Origin of the sequence: Pseudomonas chlororaphis (assembly GCF_001921865.1) — a bacterium.
In the GTDB taxonomy this organism is placed as follows: Bacteria; Pseudomonadota; Gammaproteobacteria; order Pseudomonadales; family Pseudomonadaceae; genus Aquipseudomonas; species Aquipseudomonas chlororaphis_D.
Genome location: NZ_MSCT01000021.1, coordinates 113,585 through 131,608, shown reverse-complemented (window position 1 = coordinate 131,608; position 18,024 = coordinate 113,585). Strand labels below are relative to the sequence as shown.

General features: G+C 63.1%; 15 protein-coding genes. 12 read left to right on the top strand and 3 right to left on the bottom strand.

Annotated features, from left to right (window positions below; translation table 11 throughout):
* Positions 1-110 precede the first annotated feature (110 nt).
* The 9 genes from bioF (at position 111) to BTN82_RS27150 (ending at position 11,386) form a co-directional block, all read left to right on the top strand.
* Positions 111-1,289 carry an 8-amino-7-oxononanoate synthase gene (gene bioF / locus BTN82_RS27190; RefSeq protein WP_075122115.1) on the top strand — a complete coding sequence of 393 codons (1,179 nt, stop codon included), beginning with the start codon at positions 111-113 and terminating at the stop codon, positions 1,287-1,289.
* Positions 1,282-2,013, top strand: a complete 732-nt coding sequence (locus tag BTN82_RS27185; RefSeq protein WP_075122114.1) for an alpha/beta fold hydrolase — start codon at positions 1,282-1,284, stop codon at positions 2,011-2,013. Before bioF ends, BTN82_RS27185 begins: the two co-directional genes overlap by 8 nt.
* The gene (bioC, locus tag BTN82_RS27180) at positions 2,006-2,818 is read left to right on the top strand and encodes a malonyl-ACP O-methyltransferase BioC (RefSeq protein WP_075122113.1); all 813 of its coding nucleotides are present in this window, start codon (positions 2,006-2,008) and stop codon (positions 2,816-2,818) included. Before BTN82_RS27185 ends, bioC begins: the two co-directional genes overlap by 8 nt.
* Entirely contained in the window at positions 2,815-3,495 is a 681-nt protein-coding gene (bioD, locus tag BTN82_RS27175) for a dethiobiotin synthase (RefSeq protein ID WP_075122112.1), read from the top strand. Before bioC ends, bioD begins: the two co-directional genes overlap by 4 nt.
* A gap of 107 nt (positions 3,496-3,602) precedes the next feature.
* On the top strand, positions 3,603-3,899 hold the full coding sequence (locus BTN82_RS27170) for a pyrroloquinoline quinone biosynthesis protein PqqE (protein ID WP_075122111.1): 297 nt from the start codon (positions 3,603-3,605) through the stop codon (positions 3,897-3,899).
* A 302-nt stretch (positions 3,900-4,201) separates the two neighbouring features.
* On the top strand, positions 4,202-6,007 hold the full coding sequence (locus tag BTN82_RS27165) for a phenylacyl-CoA dehydrogenase (protein ID WP_075122110.1): 1,806 nt from the start codon (positions 4,202-4,204) through the stop codon (positions 6,005-6,007).
* A gap of 219 nt (positions 6,008-6,226) precedes the next feature.
* Complete coding sequence (locus BTN82_RS27160) at positions 6,227-7,519, top strand: GGDEF domain-containing protein (RefSeq protein ID WP_075122109.1); 1,293 nt, start codon at positions 6,227-6,229, stop codon at positions 7,517-7,519.
* Between the two features lie 90 nt (positions 7,520-7,609).
* The gene (locus BTN82_RS27155; RefSeq protein ID WP_075122108.1) at positions 7,610-9,406 is read left to right on the top strand and encodes an acyl-CoA dehydrogenase C-terminal domain-containing protein; all 1,797 of its coding nucleotides are present in this window, start codon (positions 7,610-7,612) and stop codon (positions 9,404-9,406) included.
* A 201-nt stretch (positions 9,407-9,607) separates the two neighbouring features.
* Entirely contained in the window at positions 9,608-11,386 is a 1,779-nt protein-coding gene (locus tag BTN82_RS27150; RefSeq protein ID WP_075122107.1) for an acyl-CoA dehydrogenase C-terminal domain-containing protein, read from the top strand.
* A gap of 214 nt (positions 11,387-11,600) precedes the next feature.
* On the opposite strand, the gene BTN82_RS27145 is transcribed toward BTN82_RS27150, so the two are convergent.
* The gene (locus tag BTN82_RS27145) at positions 11,601-12,530 is read right to left on the bottom strand and encodes a LysR family transcriptional regulator (protein WP_075122106.1); all 930 of its coding nucleotides are present in this window, start codon (positions 12,528-12,530) and stop codon (positions 11,601-11,603) included.
* A 102-nt stretch (positions 12,531-12,632) separates the two neighbouring features.
* Here BTN82_RS27145 and BTN82_RS27140 point away from each other — a divergent pair, with 102 nt between their 5' ends.
* The 3 genes from BTN82_RS27140 (at position 12,633) to BTN82_RS27130 (ending at position 15,012) form a co-directional block, all read left to right on the top strand.
* The gene (locus BTN82_RS27140; protein ID WP_075122105.1) at positions 12,633-13,331 is read left to right on the top strand and encodes an MOSC domain-containing protein; all 699 of its coding nucleotides are present in this window, start codon (positions 12,633-12,635) and stop codon (positions 13,329-13,331) included.
* The gene (locus BTN82_RS27135; RefSeq protein ID WP_075122104.1) at positions 13,328-14,611 is read left to right on the top strand and encodes an aspartate aminotransferase family protein; all 1,284 of its coding nucleotides are present in this window, start codon (positions 13,328-13,330) and stop codon (positions 14,609-14,611) included. Before BTN82_RS27140 ends, BTN82_RS27135 begins: the two co-directional genes overlap by 4 nt.
* A 242-nt stretch (positions 14,612-14,853) precedes the next feature.
* Entirely contained in the window at positions 14,854-15,012 is a 159-nt protein-coding gene (locus BTN82_RS27130) for a YqaE/Pmp3 family membrane protein (protein WP_003228885.1), read from the top strand.
* Between the two features lie 76 nt (positions 15,013-15,088).
* On the opposite strand, the gene BTN82_RS27125 is transcribed toward BTN82_RS27130, so the two are convergent.
* Together BTN82_RS27125 and pqqE are read right to left on the bottom strand one after the other, a co-directional pair.
* Entirely contained in the window at positions 15,089-16,918 is a 1,830-nt protein-coding gene (locus BTN82_RS27125; protein WP_075122103.1) for a S9 family peptidase, read from the bottom strand.
* Positions 16,884-18,020: a pyrroloquinoline quinone biosynthesis protein PqqE gene (gene pqqE / locus BTN82_RS27120; protein WP_186828460.1), complete on the bottom strand. Its 1,137-nt coding sequence runs from the start codon at positions 18,018-18,020 to the stop codon at positions 16,884-16,886. Before pqqE ends, BTN82_RS27125 begins: the two co-directional genes overlap by 35 nt.
* Positions 18,021-18,024 lie beyond the last annotated feature (4 nt).

The following is an 18,024-nucleotide window of genomic DNA, read 5'->3' as shown; positions in this document are numbered from 1 at the left end:
CGATTACCCGCGATCCAGGCACCTCTGTGTTCTTGGCTCACGCGGTGAACCCTTGGCGGCCAGCCTCGCTCCTACACGGATGATGTTTTTTTCTTGCCTGCGAGGCCTGCATGTCTTTCGATCTCGCCGCGCGTCTCGCTGCCCGTCGCGCCGAAAATCTCTATCGCCAGCGCCCGCTGCTGGAAAGCCCGCAAGGGCCGCAAGTGGTGGTCGACGGCCAGCCATTGCTGGCGTTCTGCAACAACGATTACCTGGGCCTGGCCAATCACCCGCAAGTGATCGAAGCCTGGCGCGCTGGCGCATCCCGTTGGGGTGTGGGCGGCGGCGCTTCGCATCTGGTGATCGGCCACAGCACGCCGCACCATGAACTGGAAGAGGCCCTGGCCGATCTCACCGGCCGTCCGCGCGCGTTGCTGTTCACCACCGGCTACATGGCCAACCTCGGTGCGGTCACCGCGTTGGTGGGGCAGGGCGATACGGTGCTGGAGGACCGTCTCAATCACGCCTCGCTGCTGGATGCCGGCCTGCTCTCCGGCGCGCGTTTCAACCGCTATCTGCATAACGACGCCGATAGCCTGGCCAAGCGCCTGGAGAAAGCCACGGGCAATACCCTGGTGGTCACCGACGGGGTGTTCAGCATGGACGGCGACCTCGCCGACCTGCCGGCGCTGGCCCGTGAAACCCGCGCCAGGGGCGCTTGGCTGATGGTCGACGACGCCCATGGCTTTGGGCCGTTGGGGGCCAACGGTGGCGGTATCGTCGAGCACTTCGGCTTGAGCCAGGAGGATGTGCCGGTACTGGTCGGGACTCTCGGCAAGGCGTTCGGCACCGCTGGCGCTTTTGTCGCCGGCAGCGAAGAGCTGATCGAAAGCCTGGTGCAGTTCGCCCGTCCTTATATCTACACCACCAGCCAGCCGCCGGCCTTGGCCTGCGCCACCCTGAAAAGCCTGGAGCTGCTGCGCAGCGAGCATTGGCGGCGCGAGCACTTGCAGACACTGATCCGCCAGTTCCGCCAGGGCGCCGAGCAGATCGGCCTGACGCTGATGGACAGTTTCACGCCGATCCAGCCGATCCTGATCGGCGACAGCGCACGGGCGATTCGCTTGTCGCAGATGCTGCGCGAGCGCGGCCTGATGGTCACCGCGATCCGCCCGCCCACCGTGCCTGCTGGGAGCGCTCGCTTGCGGGTGACCCTGTCCGCGGCCCACAGCGAGGCTCAGGTGCAGCTATTGTTGAATGCATTGGCGCAGTGTTTTAGCGAATTGGGGCCGGAGCCAAGCCATGCGTGATCGACTGATTCTGTTGCCCGGTTGGGGCCTCGGCGTATCGCCGCTGGAGCCCTTGGCGGCGGCGCTGCAAGGGCTGGACGAGCACCTGCGGGTGGAGATCGAGCCGTTGCCGGCGCTGGAGTCCCGCGACCTGAACGAATGGCTCGCCGAACTGGACGCCAGCGTGCCGGAGCATGCCTGGCTCGGCGGCTGGTCGCTGGGCGGGATGCTGGCTTCCGAGCTGGCGGCGCGGCGCGGCGAGCGCTGCTGCGGGCTGCTGACCCTGGCCAGCAACCCCAGCTTCGTGGCCCATGCCCAATGGTCGAGCGCGATGCCGGAGGAGACCTTCGACGGGTTTCTGGCCGGCTGCGACGCCGACCCGCGCACCACCCTCAAGCGTTTCGGCCTGCTGTGCGCCCAGGGCTCTGGCGATCCGCGCGGCCTGTCGCGCTTGCTATCGGGCGGCGCGCCGCACACCTCGGGCCCGGTGCTGATGGCTGGCCTGGAGTTGTTGGCGCAGTTGGACACCCGCGCGGCCTTGCAGGCATTTCGTGGCCCGCAGTTGCATCTGTTCGCCGGGCTCGACGGCCTGGTACCGGCCGAAGCCGCGGGCGAGTTGCTGGCGCTGTTGCCCGATGTCGAAGTTGGTCTGATCGAACAGGCCAGTCACGCGTTTCTTCTGGAGGACCCCCACGGAGTGGCTGGGGCGATCCAGGCTTTTTTGCATGAGTCCGGTGATGACTGATCTGTCCCTTCCCCAACTGCCCGGCAACTTGCCCGACAAGCGCCAGGTCGCAGCCTCCTTTTCCCGTGCCGCGTCGAGTTACGACAGCGTGGCGCAACTGCAACGCGATGTCGGCAACGAGTTGTTGAGCCGCCTGCCGCCGGGTCGCGAGCCTGGTCGCTGGCTGGACATGGGCTGCGGCACCGGTTATTTCAGTCGTCTGTTGAGCGAGCGGTTTCTGGCCAGCGAAGGGCTGGCGCTGGATATCGCCGAAGGCATGCTCGAACATGCCCGCCCATTGGGCGGAGCGCAGCACTTCATTGCCGGCGACGCCGAGCGCCTGCCGTTGCAGGGGCAGAGTTGCGAGCTGATTTTTTCCAGCCTGGCGGTACAGTGGTGCGCGGATTTTCGTTCGGTCCTCAGCGAGGCGCAGCGGGTGCTGAAACCGGGCGGCGTGCTGGCTTTCGCCAGCCTGTGCGTCGGTACGCTGTACGAGTTGCGCGACAGCTGGCGTCAGGTCGACGGTATGGTGCATGTGAACCGCTTTCGCGAGTTCGGCACTTATCAACAGCTGTGCGCGGCAAGCGGTTTGCGCGTGCTGAGCCTGGAAAGTCGCCCGCATGTGCTGCACTACCCGGACGTGCGCAGCCTGACCCATGAGCTCAAGGCCCTGGGCGCGCACAACCTCAACCCCGGCCGGCCTGGCGGGCTGACGGGGCGGGCGCGGATCAAGGGCCTGATCGACGCCTATGAACAGTTTCGTCAGACTCAGGGGCTGCCGGCGACCTATCAGGTGGTCTACGCCGTACTGGAGAAGCCGCTATGAACCGAGCCTATTTCATCACCGGAACAGACACCGATGTCGGCAAAACCACGATTGCCGCCGGGTTATTGCATACGGCGCGGCTTTCGGGGCTGAGCACCGCCGCCGGGAAACCGGTGGCTTCGGGGTGCGACTTGACGCCCAAGGGGCTGCGCAATGCCGATGCACTGGCCTTGTTGGCCGAGTGCTCGTTGCCGTTGACCTACGATGAAGTCAATCCACTGGCCTTCGAGCCGGCCATCGCCCCTCATCTGGCGGCCCGCGAGGCCGGCGTGGTGTTGACCGTGCAGAGCTTGCTGACCCCCATGCGTCAGCTGCTGGCCAAGGGCGCGGACTTTACCCTGGTCGAAGGCGCGGGCGGCTGGCGTGTGCCGCTGGCTGGCCAGGACAATCTGTCCGACCTGGCCATGGCCCTGGATCTGCCGGTGATTCTGGTGGTGGGCGTGCGCCTGGGCTGTATCAACCATGCCCTGCTGACGGCCGAGGCCATCGCCCAGGACGGTTTGCAGCTGGCCGGCTGGGTGGCCAATATCATCGAACCCAAGACTGCGCGGCTCGAGGAGAACCTCGCCACGCTGGCCGAGCGCCTGCCCGCGCCGTGCCTGGGCCGGGTCCCAAGACTCAAGGCGCTCAGTGCCGAAGCGGTGGCCGAACATCTGCAACTGGACTTGCTTGACTAGATTTTGCCTATGGTCAGGCACTGTGCCATTAGTGTTTTTGACGGGTCTTTTTTTGACGCGTCTGCTTCAATGGACGCCGTCCATTCTTTTCAGGGTCGAGTTCTCCCATGGAAATTACCGGGAATACCGCTTTCTACGCCGGCCTGAGTACGGTGCAGGCCGGGCAGAACCGCGTCGATCAGGCTGCCGGCCAGATCGCCAGTACGACCATCGAACGTTCCGTCACCAGCCAGTCTTCCGAGGTTCAGGCCGAACGCCTGCGCTCGGTCGATCGCAGCCAGCAATCGGACCTGGCCAGCAGCATGGCCGAGATGTCCATGGGCAAGGTTCAGGCGGAGCTGGGCGTGAAAGTCGCCAAGGCCGCCGATGAAGTGCTCGGTACGCTGATCGACACCTACGCTTGATCTCCCTTCGGTAGCCGCGCTCCTTTTGCGAGCGCGGTGACCTGCGCAAGATTCCCTCGATACGGCGCCATCCCCCTCCTTGCTGGCCCGCCAGCTCCTACACTCTATTTTGCTCCCGGATCTTTCGCGGCATTCGCTGCGGGCCTTTGCGCGCAAGGCTTGCAGAGGATCGATGACGAACGGTGTTTGCGTGGTGCTTGACAAGATTTGGGCGTAAACGTATGTTTCAAACAACTGTTTGACCGCCACAATAAATCGACGCGGTCGTTCATTCCCGGTTACATCAGCAGAGGTTTATCGCTATGCCTGACTACAAGGCCCCCTTGCGTGATATTCGCTTCGTTCGTGACGAGCTGCTCGGTTATGAAGCGCACTATCAGAGCCTGCCGGCTTGCCAGGACGCTACTCCAGACATGGTCGACGCCATCCTCGAGGAAGGCGCGAAGTTTTGTGAGCAGGTACTGGCCCCTCTGAACCGCGTGGGCGACCTGGAAGGCTGCACCTGGAGCGAGTCCGGCGTTAAGACCCCGACTGGCTTCAAAGAGGCCTACAAGCAATTCGTCGAAGGCGGCTGGCCAAGCCTGGCGCACGACGTCGAGCACGGCGGTCAAGGCCTGCCGGAATCCCTGGGTCTTGCGGTCAGCGAAATGGTCGGCGAAGCCAACTGGTCGTGGGGCATGTACCCAGGCCTGTCCCATGGCGCGATGAACACCATCTCCGAGCACGGCACCCCCGAGCAGCAAGAGGCTTACCTGACCAAGCTGGTATCCGGCGAGTGGACCGGCACCATGTGCCTGACCGAACCGCACTGCGGCACCGACTTGGGCATGCTACGTACCAAGGCCGAACCTCAGGCCGACGGTTCCTACAAAGTCACTGGCACCAAGATCTTCATCTCGGCCGGTGAACACGACATGGCCGACAACATCGTCCACATCGTTCTGGCTCGCCTGCCGGATGCACCGGCCGGTACCAAAGGCATCTCGCTGTTCATCGTGCCGAAGTTCCTGCCGAACGCCGACGGCACTGTTGGCCAGCGCAACGCAGTGAGCTGCGGTTCCCTGGAACACAAGATGGGTATCCACGGTAACGCCACCTGCGTGATGAACTTCGACGCGGCCACCGGTTTCCTGATCGGCCCGGCGAACAAAGGCCTGAACTGCATGTTCACCTTCATGAACACCGCTCGCCTGGGGACCGCGCTGCAAGGCCTGGCCCACGCCGAAATCGGTTTCCAGGGTGGCCTGAAATACGCTCGCGATCGCCTGCAAATGCGTTCCCTGACTGGCCCGAAAGCGCCGGACAAGGCCGCTGACCCGATCATCGTGCACCCTGACGTACGTCGCATGCTGTTGACCATGAAGGCTTTCGCCGAAGGCAACCGCGCGATGGTCTACTTCACCGCCAAGCAGGTCGATATCGTCAAGTACGGCGTGGACGAAGAAGAGAAGAAGAAAGCCGACGCGCTGCTGGCCTTCATGACGCCGATCGCCAAGGCCTTCATGACCGAAGTCGGCTTCGAGTCCGCCAACCACGGCGTACAGATCTACGGCGGCCACGGCTTCATCGCCGAGTGGGGCATGGAGCAGAACGTTCGCGACAGCCGTATTTCCATGCTGTACGAAGGCACCACCGGTATCCAGGCCCTGGACCTGCTGGGCCGTAAAGTGCTGATGACTCAAGGCGAAGCCCTGAAAGGCTTCACCAAGATCGTCCACAAGTTCTGCCAGAGCAACGAAGGCAACGATGCCGTCAAAGAATTCGTCGCACCGCTGGCTGCGTTGAACAAGGAATGGGGCGAGCTGACCATGAAGGTCGGTATGGCGGCCATGAAAGACCGTGAAGAGGTTGGCGCCGCGTCCGTGGACTACCTGATGTACTCCGGTTATGCCTGCCTGGCTTACTTCTGGGCCGACATGGCTCGCCTGGCTGCCGAGAAGCTGGCTGCCGGCACCACCGAAGAGGCGTTCTACACCGCCAAGCTGCAGACTGCGCGCTTCTACTTCCAGCGCATCCTGCCGCGTACGCGCACTCACGTTGCAACCATGCTCTCGGGTGCCAACAACCTGATGGACATGAAAGAAGACGATTTCGGCCTGGCTTACTAAGCACTTCCGGCGTCGTTGCAGAAGCCGCTTCTCCTTCGGGAGAAGCGGCTTTTTTGTGCGCGAGATGAATCTGAAAATTAATCCGACTAAAACGTTAAGAGAATTTGCTCCCTGCCGTTACAGAAGTGGCAATGTGACACGTGTCACATTCTTCCTGTTTTACTATGCCGGCTGAAGGCATAGTGCTATCTACTGTTTAGCCGCGTCGGAGCTTTACCCTTGCCGCGTTCTTCCGCTGTACGTTTCAGTCATTTTCTACCGTCATTGTTACTCTTGCTTGCGGGGCTCGCGGCTGCCTACGTCAAGGATCTCAACGTCTTCTTCACCTCGCTGTTCAATGTCTTGCCGACCCTGGTGCTGCTGCTCGGCGGGGCTTATTGCGCGGTGTACCGGCGCCAGCGCGAGCTGTTCCTGATGGTCACGGTGTACATCGCCTATTTCCTGCTCGATACCCAGACCGACTACTACCGCGACAACGGCAAGGTGCGCGAAGACGCTGCCGTGGTGTTTCATCTGGTCTGCCTGTTGCTGCCGCTGCTGTTCGGTCTGTTCGCGGCCTGGCAGGAGCGTACCCACCTGTTCCAGGACATGGTGGCGCGCTTCGCTGTCTTGCTCGCCTTTGGCAGTGTGGCGCTGGGGCTCGAGCAGAGTTATCCCCAGGCGCTGCTGAATTGGCTGGCGGAAATCCGCTGGCCAGCGCTGCACGGAGCCTGGATGAGCCTGATCCAGTTGTCGTACCCGGTGTTTTTCGCCGCCTTCCTGTTGCTGACGATCCAGTATTGGCGCAACCCGCGTCCGTTGCATGCGGCGCAGTTGGTGGGGCTGTTGGGGTTGTTCTGGATGCTGCCCAAGACCTTCATCCTGCCGTTCACCCTGAACATCATGTGCAGCCAGGTGATGTTGATGATCGCGTCGGCTGTTGCCCATGAGGCGTACCAGATGGCCTTTCGCGATGAGCTGACCGGCTTGCCGGGGCGTCGGGCGCTGAACGAACGCATGCAGCGGCTGGGGCGCAACTACGTGCTGGCGATGAGCGACGTCGACCACTTCAAGAAATTCAACGACACCCACGGTCACGATGTCGGCGACCAGGTGCTGCGCCTGGTGGCCAGTAAACTGTCGAAAGTCACCGGCGGCGGCCGTGCCTATCGTTATGGCGGCGAGGAGTTCGCGGTGGTGTTCGCCGGCAAGACGCTGGAGGAATGCATGCCGCACCTGGAGGTCATCCGCGAGACTATCGCCAACTACAACATCCAGTTGCGCAATCAGGAGAACCGCCCCCAGGACGACCAGCAGGGGCGCCAGCGCCGCGGCGTGGTTGCGGCTTCCAGCGTATCGGTGACCGTCAGTATCGGTGTCGCCGAGCGGCAGGTGGAGCACCGCTCGCCGGAAGAAGTGCTCAAATCCGCCGACCAGGCGCTGTACAGCGCCAAGGGCGCGGGGCGTAACTGCGTCATGGCTTTCGGCCAGAACCGCCGTGGCGCGGTGCGCATGGATGCCGCCGCGGGTTGAGTGATGACGGCGCATTCAGCGTTTGGACTGTGATTGGCAGGTCTTGGGAGCGGCAGTAGGTTGGGTCGATCTGCCGCCGGAGAAACGACCATGCCCGAGTACAAAGCTCCCCTGCGCGACATGCGCTTTCTGATCGACCACGTCTTCGATTTCCACACCCGCTATGCCGCCCTAGGGGCCAACGACGCCAGCCCGGACATGGTTGCCGCGATCCTCGAAGAAGGGGCCAGGTTCTGCGAGAACGTGTTGGCGCCGCTGAACCGTTCCGGCGATGAAGAGGGCTGTCACTTCGACAATGGCGTGGTCACCACGCCGAAGGGTTTCAAGCAGGCGTTTGCCCAGTATGTCGAGGGCGGCTGGCATGGCCTGGCGGCGGACCCGAGCTACGGCGGCCAGGGCCTGCCGCATTCGCTGGGGTTGGTGATCAGCGAGATGGTCGGCTCCAGCAACACCTCCTGGGGCATGTACCCGGGCCTGACCCACGGCGCGATGTCGGCGATTCATGCCCACGGCAGCGCGGAACAGAAGCAGACCTACCTGAGCAAACTCACCGTCGGCCAATGGACCGGCACCATGTGCCTGACCGAAGCCCATTGCGGCACCGACCTGGGCCTTATCAAGACCCGTGCTGTACCCCAGGCCGATGGCAGCTATGAGATCTCCGGCAGCAAGATTTTCATCTCGGCCGGCGAACACGACATGAGCGCGAACATCATTCACCTGGTGCTGGCCAAGCTGCCGGACGCGCCAGCAGGGACCAAGGGCATTTCGCTGTTTATCGTGCCCAAGTTCCTGCCCGATGCCCAAGGCGAGGCGGGGGAGCGCAATGGCGTGAGCTGCGGCTCCATCGAACACAAGATGGGGATCAAGGCCTCGGCCACCTGCGTGCTGAATTTCGATGGCGCCAGGGGCTTCCTGATCGGCGAGGCCAACAAGGGCCTGAACTGCATGTTCACCATGATGAACCACGCGCGCCTCGGCACCGGGATGCAGGGCTTGTGCCTGGGCGAGGCAAGCTTCCAGGGGGCAATCAGATACGCCAACGACCGCTTGCAAATGCGCTCTCTGACCGGGCCGAAGGCAGCGGACAAGGCCGCCGATCCGATCATCGTCCACCCCGATGTACGGCGCATGCTGTTGACCATGAAGGCCTTCAACGAAGGCAACCGCGCCCTGACGTACTTCACCGCACAGTTACTGGATATGGCGCACCTGTCTGCCGATGAAGACCAGCGTCAGGACGCCGAGAACCTGTTGGCTTTCCTGACACCGATCTGCAAGGCCTTCATGACCGAAACCGGGCTAGAGGTGACCAACCACGGCATGCAGGTGTTTGGCGGCCATGGCTTCATCCGTGAGTGGGGCATGGAGCAACTGGTGCGCGACTGTCGCATCGCCCCGATCTATGAAGGTACCAACGGCATCCAGGCCCTGGACCTGCTGGGGCGCAAGGTGCTCGGTAGCCAGGGCAAGTTGCTGATGGGTTTTACCAAGATCGTCCACAGGTTCTGCGCGGCCAATGCCGACCATCCTCAGCTCAAGGCTTATGTGGCGCAGCTCAACGGGCTTAACCAGGAATGGGGCACGCTGACCACCCAGGTGGGCATGGCGGCGCTGAAGAATCCCGACGAGGTCGGCGCCGCGGCGCTGGATTACCTGATGTACAGCGGCTACATCGTCCTTGCCTACCTGTGGTTGCGCATGGCGCTGGTGGCCCAGGCCCAGCTCGATAACGGAGAGGGCGATGCCGATTATTGCCAGGCCAAGCTGGCGACCTGCGAGTTCTACTTCAAGCGCCTGCTGCCGCGCACGGCTGCCCATCGGGCGGCGATCGAGGCAGGTAGCGACTGCCTGATGAAGTTGCCGGCGCAGCTGTTTGCGCTCTGATACGGGCCGTCGTTTATCGCGAGCAAGCGTGCTCCTGCAGAAGGCTGCAGGAACACGCTTGCTCGCGATTATCGTCGGTGACCAAAATTAACAATAAAGTCATGTGTTGACCCTATGTGTCTTAAAAGTTGTTCGGTTACACTCGAGCTTTCGTAAATAGGGCCGTTCGAGCCCACCTGTTTAGATCTTGTGAGGTTTGCCATGGCTGACTACAAAGCGCCCCTGCGCGATATGCGCTTCGTCCTCAATGAAGTGTTCGAGGTCGCCAGACTCTGGGCCGAACTGCCTGCCTTGGCGGACACTGTCGACGCTGAAACCGTCGAAGCGATTCTTGAAGAAGCCGGTAAAGTCACCGGGAAAACGATCGCCCCGCTAAGCCGCGGCGCCGACGAAGAAGGCTGCCACTGGAGCGCTGGCGCAGTCACCACGCCGGCAGGTTTTCCGCAGGCTTATAAAACCTATGCCGAGGGCGGTTGGGTAGGCGTGGGCGGCGATCCTGCCTACGGCGGCATGGGCATGCCCAAGGCGGTGTCGGCGCAGGTCGAAGAAATGGTCAACTCGGCCAGCCTGTCGTTCGGCCTGTATCCGATGCTGACCGCCGGGGCCTGCCTGTCGATCAACGCCCATGCCAGCGAAGAGCTGAAGGCGGCCTACCTGCCGAACATGTACGCGGGTGTCTGGGCTGGCTCCATGTGCCTGACCGAGCCGCACGCCGGCACCGACCTGGGCATTATCCGCACCAAGGCCGAACCGCAGGCCGATGGTTCCTACAAGGTCAGCGGGACCAAGATATTCATCACCGGCGGCGAACACGACCTGACCGAGAACATCATCCACCTGGTGCTGGCCAAGCTGCCGGACGCGCCGGCGGGTCCGAAAGGCATTTCGCTGTTCCTGGTGCCGAAGTTCCTGGTCAATGCCGATGGCAGCCTGGGCGCGCGCAACCCGGCGAACTGTGGGTCGATCGAGCACAAGATGGGGATCCAGGCGTCCGCTACCTGCGTGATGAACTTCGACGAGGCTGTCGGCTACATCGTCGGCGAACCGAACAAGGGCCTGGCGGCGATGTTCACCATGATGAACTACGAGCGTCTGGGCGTCGGTATCCAGGGGCTGGCCTCGGGCGAGCGTTCCTATCAGAACGCTGTGGAATACGCCCGCGATCGCCTGCAAAGCCGTGCACCGACCGGGCCGCAAGCTAAAGACAAGGTCGCCGACCCGATCATCGTCCACCCGGACGTACGGCGCATGCTGCTGACCATGAAAGCCGCGAACGAAGGCGGCCGTGCCTTCTCCACCTACGTGGCCATGCAGCTGGATACCGCCAAGTTCAGCGAAGATGCTGCCGTGCGTAAGCGCGCGGAAGATCTGGTCGCCCTGCTGACGCCGGTGGCCAAGGCTTTCCTGACCGATCTGGGCTTGGAAACCACGATTCACGGCCAGCAGATTTTCGGTGGCCACGGCTATATCCGCGAGTGGGGCCAGGAGCAACTGGTACGCGATGTGCGCATTACCCAGATCTATGAAGGCACCAACGGCATCCAGGCGCTGGACCTGGTCGGGCGCAAGGTCGTCGGCAGCGGCGGGGCGTTCTACAAGCTGTTCGCCGACGAGATCCGCCATTTCGCCGCGACCGCCAGCGCCGATCTGGGCGAGTTCACCCAGCCGCTGAACGAGGCTCTGGATAATCTCGACGAACTGACGGCGTGGTTGCTGGATCGGGCCAAGGCCAACCCGAACGAAATCGGCGCCGCGTCGGTGGAATATCTGCAAGCGTTTGGTTACACCGCGTACGCCTACATGTGGGCGTTGATGGCCAAAGCTGCCTTGGGCAAGGAGGCGCAAGACGATTTCTACGCCAGCAAACTGGGTACCGCACGCTTCTACTTCGCCCGCCTGCTGCCGCGTATCCACTCGCTGAGCGCGTCGGTGAAGGCGGGTAGCGAATCATTGTTCCTGCTGGAGGCGGCGCAGTTCTGATTATGTAAGCATTCTCTTACATGACGTGCTGCTAATCGCCCCTATCGGCAGATTGGATCCAGAGCTAATCTACTTCACATGGACGTCGCGCAGGAAGCGCAAAGCAACAACACGGACACGTAGGATTCCGCCAGGATGGTGGAGTGAAAAGGATGTCAGGGAAACAGTCTGCAAAGCCCCGCTTCGGCGGGGTTTTCTTTTGCCCGCGTTTTTATCAGCTTAGGCCTTCCAGCGTTGTCGGACTGGTCATCCGCCCGTCCGGGCCGCTCATTTCTTCTTCCAGCAGGGTTCGCAGCAGCGCTAATGTTGCCTGCTGACGCTGTACGTCACGGCACACCAGCCCCACTTTCAACGGCACTCTCGATTCGCTCAGCGGCTTCCAGAGCAGGTCCGGGTGGCTGTGGCTCTGGCGCGAACGCCCTGGCAAGACCGTCGCCAGGCGAGTGTGCGGCAAGCTGTCGAGAATCCCCGCCATATTGTTCAACTCCGCCTGTACCTGCGGCCGGCGTCCGAGGCTGGCCAGTTGCGCCTGCCAGATCTGGCGGATCTGAAACTCCTCGCCCAGCAGCAGCATGGGCAACTCCGCCGCCTGGCTCATGGAAACTTTCTTGAACTCGCGCAAGGGATGCCCGGCGGGGATCACCAGGGTCAACTCGTCTTCGTAGAGCTGTACGCCATGCAACCCCGGCTGGCCCGGGGGGAGATAGCTGATACCGATATCCAGCGCGCCGTTGAGCAGGCGTCGTTCGATTTCCAGGCCGGTCAGTTCGTAAATCTGTACCACCAGATGGGGCTGGGCCTTGCGCACCCGTTCGAGCATCTGCGGCACCAGGCTGCTATGTACGGTCTGCAGTACGCCGATCGCCAGCGTGCGCAGGGCCTGCCCTTTGAAGTTACCCAGCGCTTCGCGAGCCCGTTGCATGCCGTCGAGCAAAGGCAGGGCGTGGTTGTACAAGGTATGGGCCGCCAGGGTCGGCAACAGGCGTTTGCTGCTGCGCTCGAACAGGCTGACGTCGAGGTTCTGTTCGAGCTGACGGATTTGCTGCGAGAGCGCGGGTTGGGAGATCGACAGGCGCTCGGCGGCGCGTCCCACGTGGCCTTCTTCATACACCGCGACGAAATAGCGCAGTTGTTTAAAATCCATAAGCCCTGCTTATCGAAAAAGCTGGAAAATCGAAATGGCCCGCCAGGCCGTGCAGGCCTAGTCTAACCCCTATTCACAGGGCTTACAGGGCCATAGGGTGCAATGAATACCGTTTACGTGGATGGTGTTTACATAGGCAAGGCAAAAAATATCGGCCAAGGTTTGATCAGCGATACCGACAAACGTCCAGTTGCCAATCGGCTCTGGTTATGGCCGCAGGGGCTGGGCAGCGACGAACACGGCGACCCGCGTTTTCATACCGGCCCGGAGCGGGCGTTGCACCATTACCCCGCCGAGCACTACAGCCACTGGCGCAAGCGTTATCCACAGATCGACTGGTGCGCCCCGGCCTTTGGCGAAAACCTCTCTACCCACGGCCTTACCGAAGACCAGGTGTGCCTGGGCGATATGTTTCGCTGGGGCGGCGCGCTGCTACAGGTCAGCCAGCCGCGTTCGCCCTGCTATCGCCTGAGTCATCGATGGGGCCTTCCCGACCTGCCTCAGCAGGCGCAGAACAATGGCCGCTGCGGCTGGTTCTACCGAGTGCTCAAGCCCGGCTTCGTCAGCGCCGATCAACCGTTCGAGCTGATCCAACGCAGCTACCCGGGCTTGACCGTGGCCTGGGCCCTGCGCTGTTTTTATCGAGAGCCTCTGGAACATGCGGGTTTGAAGAAACTGGTGGATTGCCCGGCATTGGCGTCGCGCTGGCGCGACATCGCGATCAAGCGCATGCGTACCGGCTTGGTCGAAGATTGGTCCTCGCGTCTGCTCGGGCTGCCACTGGAGGGTTTGAGCGCATGAACCTGTTCAGCCTGCGTCGCTCTCAACCGAGCCTCGATGACCTGGTGTCCGAGCCCTGCCTGTCGCCTCTGGGCGACCACCTTTCCAGCGAGTGTCTGATGCCCAGCGTCCAGCGGCCCCATCCGGTGTTTGTGCGTGGCCAGGGTTCGTGGCTGTGGGATGCGGACGACCGCGCCTACCTCGATTTCGTCCAGGGCAACGCTGCCAACAGCCTTGGCCATAGTCCCTCGGCAGTGGTCAAGGCGCTGACCGCCCAGGCGCAATCGCTGATCAATCCCGGCGCGGGTTTTTACAACCGCGGCCTGCTCAACCTGAGCGAGCGTTTGTGCCGCAGCACTGGCAGCGACCAGGCGTACCTGTTGGGCAGCGGCAGCGAAGCCTGCGAGGCCGCGATCAAGCTGGCCCGCAAGTGGGGCCAACTGCACCGCGGCGGGGCCGCGAAGATCATCACCGCCAGCGGCAGCTGTCATGGACGTAGTTTCGCGGCCATGTCGGCCTCGGCGAGCAGCAACATCGCCAACCGCTTCGAGCCGCAACTGCCGGGCTTCAGTCATGTTCCCTTCAACGACTTGCCGGCTTTGCATGCCGCGGTAGACGCGCAGACCGTGGCGATCATGCTCGAACCGATCCAGGGCGAGGCCGGGGTGATTCCGGCGACCGAGCACTACCTCAAGGGTGTCGAGCGCCTGTGTCGCGAGTTGGGCATTCTCTTGATCCTCGACGAAGTGCAGACCGGTATCGGCCGTTGCGGCACGTTGCTGGCCGAACAGGGTTATGGCGTACGCGCCGATATCGTTGTTCTGGGCAAAGGGCTCGGCGGCGGTGTGCCGCTGGCGGCCCTGCTGGCACGTGGCGGCGCGTGCTGCTTCGAGGAAGGCGAATTGGGCGGCACCCACCATGGCAATGCGTTGATGACCGCGGCGGGTCTGGCGGTGCTCGAGAGCGTGCTGGACACGGGTTTTCTCGAGCAGGTGCGCGACAGCGGGCAGTATTTGCGGGAGGGTTTGGCGCGTCTGGCTAACCGTTATGCCCAGGGGGCATTGCGTGGGCAAGGACTGTTCTGGGGGCTGAGCCTGGCCGACGATTCGGCCGAAGCCGTGGTGAGCGCGGCCCGCTACGAAGGCTTGTTATTGCTCGCGCCGCAAGCGGACTGCCTGCGGTTTACCCCGGCGCTGACGGTGAGCAAGGCCAATATCGATGAAATGCTGCTGCGCCTGGCACGCGCTTTCGCACGCGTGCGCACCACCCAACTGCAATGCCGCAAGGGGTTGGTGGTTTAACGGCTGTGTGGGTTTCGTTGCAAATCTGACTTTATCCAGGGACAGCATTCCAGAACCGTCTCGCGGTATAACGCATCGCCCCGTGCCTGATCTTTCGCACGGGGCGTTTTTTTGCCTGGGGTTCGAGGCATCGGTTTGAGGGGAAAACTGGCCCTTGGCCAGAACCGACTGAACCCTGCCGAGCGGCATGGGTCGATTAAGGGTGAGGCTCGTATGAGTCGACTTCTATCAGGAGCTGCCCCATGGACTTTATCCGCATCATCATCGCCATTCTGTTGCCGCCATTGGGAGTGTTCCTGCAAGTGGGGTTCGGCGGCGCGTTCTGGCTGAATATCCTGCTGACCCTGTGCGGCTACATCCCGGGTATCGTGCACGCGGTGTACATCATCGCCAAGCGCTGACTCCTCAAACCGTTTCGCGAGCCAGTGGTTGTGGCTCGCGATCCTCGCGTCACGAACTGATTGAGCGACGCTCTTTTCAGTTCTCCTGCTCCATCACCTGTCGATAAAACAACCATTCCTGTTCCAGCGCGTGGGCCTGGTTGGCCGCCTTGCGAAAACCGTGGCGTTCGTCCGGGTAGTAGTGTGCTTGGGCCGCAATACCCTTGTCCCGCAATGCCTTGAGCATGTCCCGGGTTTGCTGGGGCACCACCACGGCATCGAGCTCGCCCTGGAAGAAAATCACCGGCACGCGGATATTGCCGGCGTGCAGCAGCGGGGTGCGGGCCCGGTAACGTTCGGCGTCCTGTTCCGGATCGCCGATCAGCCAGTCTAGGTAGTCGCCTTCGAATTTGTGGGTGGCTCGTGCCAGGGCGACCGGGTCGCTGACGCCATAGAGGCTGGCTCCTGCGCGGAACACATCGGCAAAAGCCAACGCGCAGAGGGTGGTGTAGCCGCCGGCGCTGCCGCCGCGAATGAACGCCCGTTCGCCGTCGACCAGGCCCTGTCGGGCCAGGTAGGCGACCACTGCGCAGGCGTCTTGCACATCCACTTCGCCCCAGCTCAGGTGCAGCGCTTGCCGGTACTCGCGGCCGTAACCGCTGCTGCCGCGGTAGTTCAGGTCGGCCACGGCGAACCCCCGTTGCGCCCAGTACTGGATGCGCGGGTCGAGGATCGGATAACAGGCCGAGGTCGGGCCGCCGTGGATGAACACCACCAGGGGCGGTCGCTCGGTGTCACCCATGGCCGGGTAGAAAAAGCCGTGGGCCTCGCCCTGGCCACTGGGGTAACGCAAGGTTTGTGGATGGCTGATCCGCTCCGGCGGCAGGGGCGCCACGCCGCCCGCCAGGACGCTGACCTGCTGCGAGCGGCGCTCGATGGCGATCACCGCGGAGGGGCTGATCGGCGAGGCGGCGATGGCGTAGATAAACCGCTCGTCCAGCGCCAGGTTGCGGAAGCGGCTGTAGTTGCCGCTGAAGTCCTGTTGCGAACCCTTGGCTTGCAGCCCCAGGCGGCCAAAGCCGTCTTGCGTCCAACTGCCCAGCCAGCTGTCGCCACCCAGCGGCAGCCAGGTGCAGCCGCCCAATTGCCAGGGCGCCGGCGCATGATCGGCGGCGGCGCAGGGCAGCGCTTGCAGGCTATCCTGGGTTTCGCCCCAGGGTTGCCAATAGCCGCCGCGGTCGGTCAGGCAGTAGAGGCGACCGGACTCGTCGAAGCGTGGTTGTTGCAGCGATTCTTGCGCGCCGTCGCCGGCCACGCAGCGCGGATCGTCCCAACGGCCGTCAGCCAGGCGCTCGGCGAGCATCAGGCGCGTCGAGGTCCAGGGCTGATGCGGGCGATCCCATTCGATCCAGGCCAGACGCTGGCCGTCCGGACTCAGGGTGGGCGCGGCATAAAAGTCCGCCCCTTCGGCCAACAACTGGCGCTTGCCGTTACCGGCATCGATGGCCACCAGGCGATGCCGGTCGTTGTGTTCTTCCACCGCCAGTACCTGCCCTGCGGCGAACTGCAGGTCGCCAAAACGGCATTCGCCCGAGGTCAGGGCGACTGGCGTCTCGCCTTGCAGCGACTGCCGGTAGAGCTGCTGGTCCGTCTCGTTGACGAACACCACGCCGTCGTCGCCCAGGCAAAAGGCCCCGCCGCCGTATTCGTAGACCCGGCTACGCACGCTGAAGCCCTGCGGTGTCAGGCAGCGGGCCTGGTTATCGCGCCAGTGCCAGAGGCGGCAGGCGCCATCTTCGGGGCGATATTCGTTCCAGAACAGGCCGCTGGCGCCGAGCCGCAGCTCGGCGAAATCGATGCCGGCGGCCACGGCCCGGGCGGCGCTGAAGGCTTCAGCCTTTGGCGATGAGGCGTGAGTTTCGTTCATTACGGAAGGCCAGTTGCTCGATGGTCTGGGTGGCGTGCTCGGCTTCTTCGCGCGCCTTGAGGATCACGTCGTGTTGGGGCGACTTGCCGCACACCGGATCGGCATTGCTGGCATCGCCCGTCAGCATGAAGGCCTGGCAGCGGCAGCCGCCGAAGTCCTTCTCCTTTTCGTCGCAGGAGCGGCACGGCTCGGGCATCCAGTCGTAGCCGCGGAAGCGGTTGAAGCCGAAGGAGTCGTACCAGATGTGTTGCATGCTGTGGTCGCGCACATTGGGAAACTGCACGGGCAGTTGCCGGGCGCCATGGCAAGGCAGGGCGGTGCCGTCCGGCGTGACCGTGAGGAAGAGGCTGCCCCAGCCGTTCATGCAGGCTTTCGGGCGCTCCTCGTAGTAGTCCGGGGTGACGAAAATCAGTTTGCACGGATGCCCTTCGGCTTCCAGGCGGGCGCGGTATTCGTTGGTGATGCGTTCGGCGCGCACTAATTGTTCCCGGGTCGGCAGCAGGCCGACGCGGTTGAGCTGGGCCCAGCCGTAGAACTGGCACGTGGCGAGTTCGACGAAGTCGGCTTCCAGGGCGATGCACAGTTCGATGATGCGGTCGATCCGATCGATGTTGTGCCGGTGGGTGACGAAGTTCAGCACCATCGGGTAGCCGTGGGCTTTCACCGCCCGGGCCATTTCCAGCTTTTGCGCGAAGGCCTTTTTCGAGCCGGCCAACAGGTTGTTCACCTGCTCGTCGCTGGCCTGGAAGCTGATCTGGATATGGTCCAGCCCGGCTTTCTTGAAGTCACTGATTTTCTGCTCGGTGAGGCCGATGCCGGAGGTGATCAGGTTGGTGTAGAACCCCAATTTGCGGGCCTCGCCGATCAGCTCGGCAAGGTCTTGGCGCACCAGCGGTTCGCCGCCGGAAAAGCCCAGTTGCGCGGCGCCCATTTCCCGGGCTTCGCGAAACACCTTGAGCCATTGCTCGGTACTCAGCTCCTTGCCTTGCTCGGCGAAATCCAGCGGGTTGGAGCAGTACGGGCACTGCAACGGGCAACGGTAGGTCAGCTCGGCCAGTAGCCACAGCGGCAGGCCGACTTCCGGCTTGGGCGGCAGCGTCACTGGC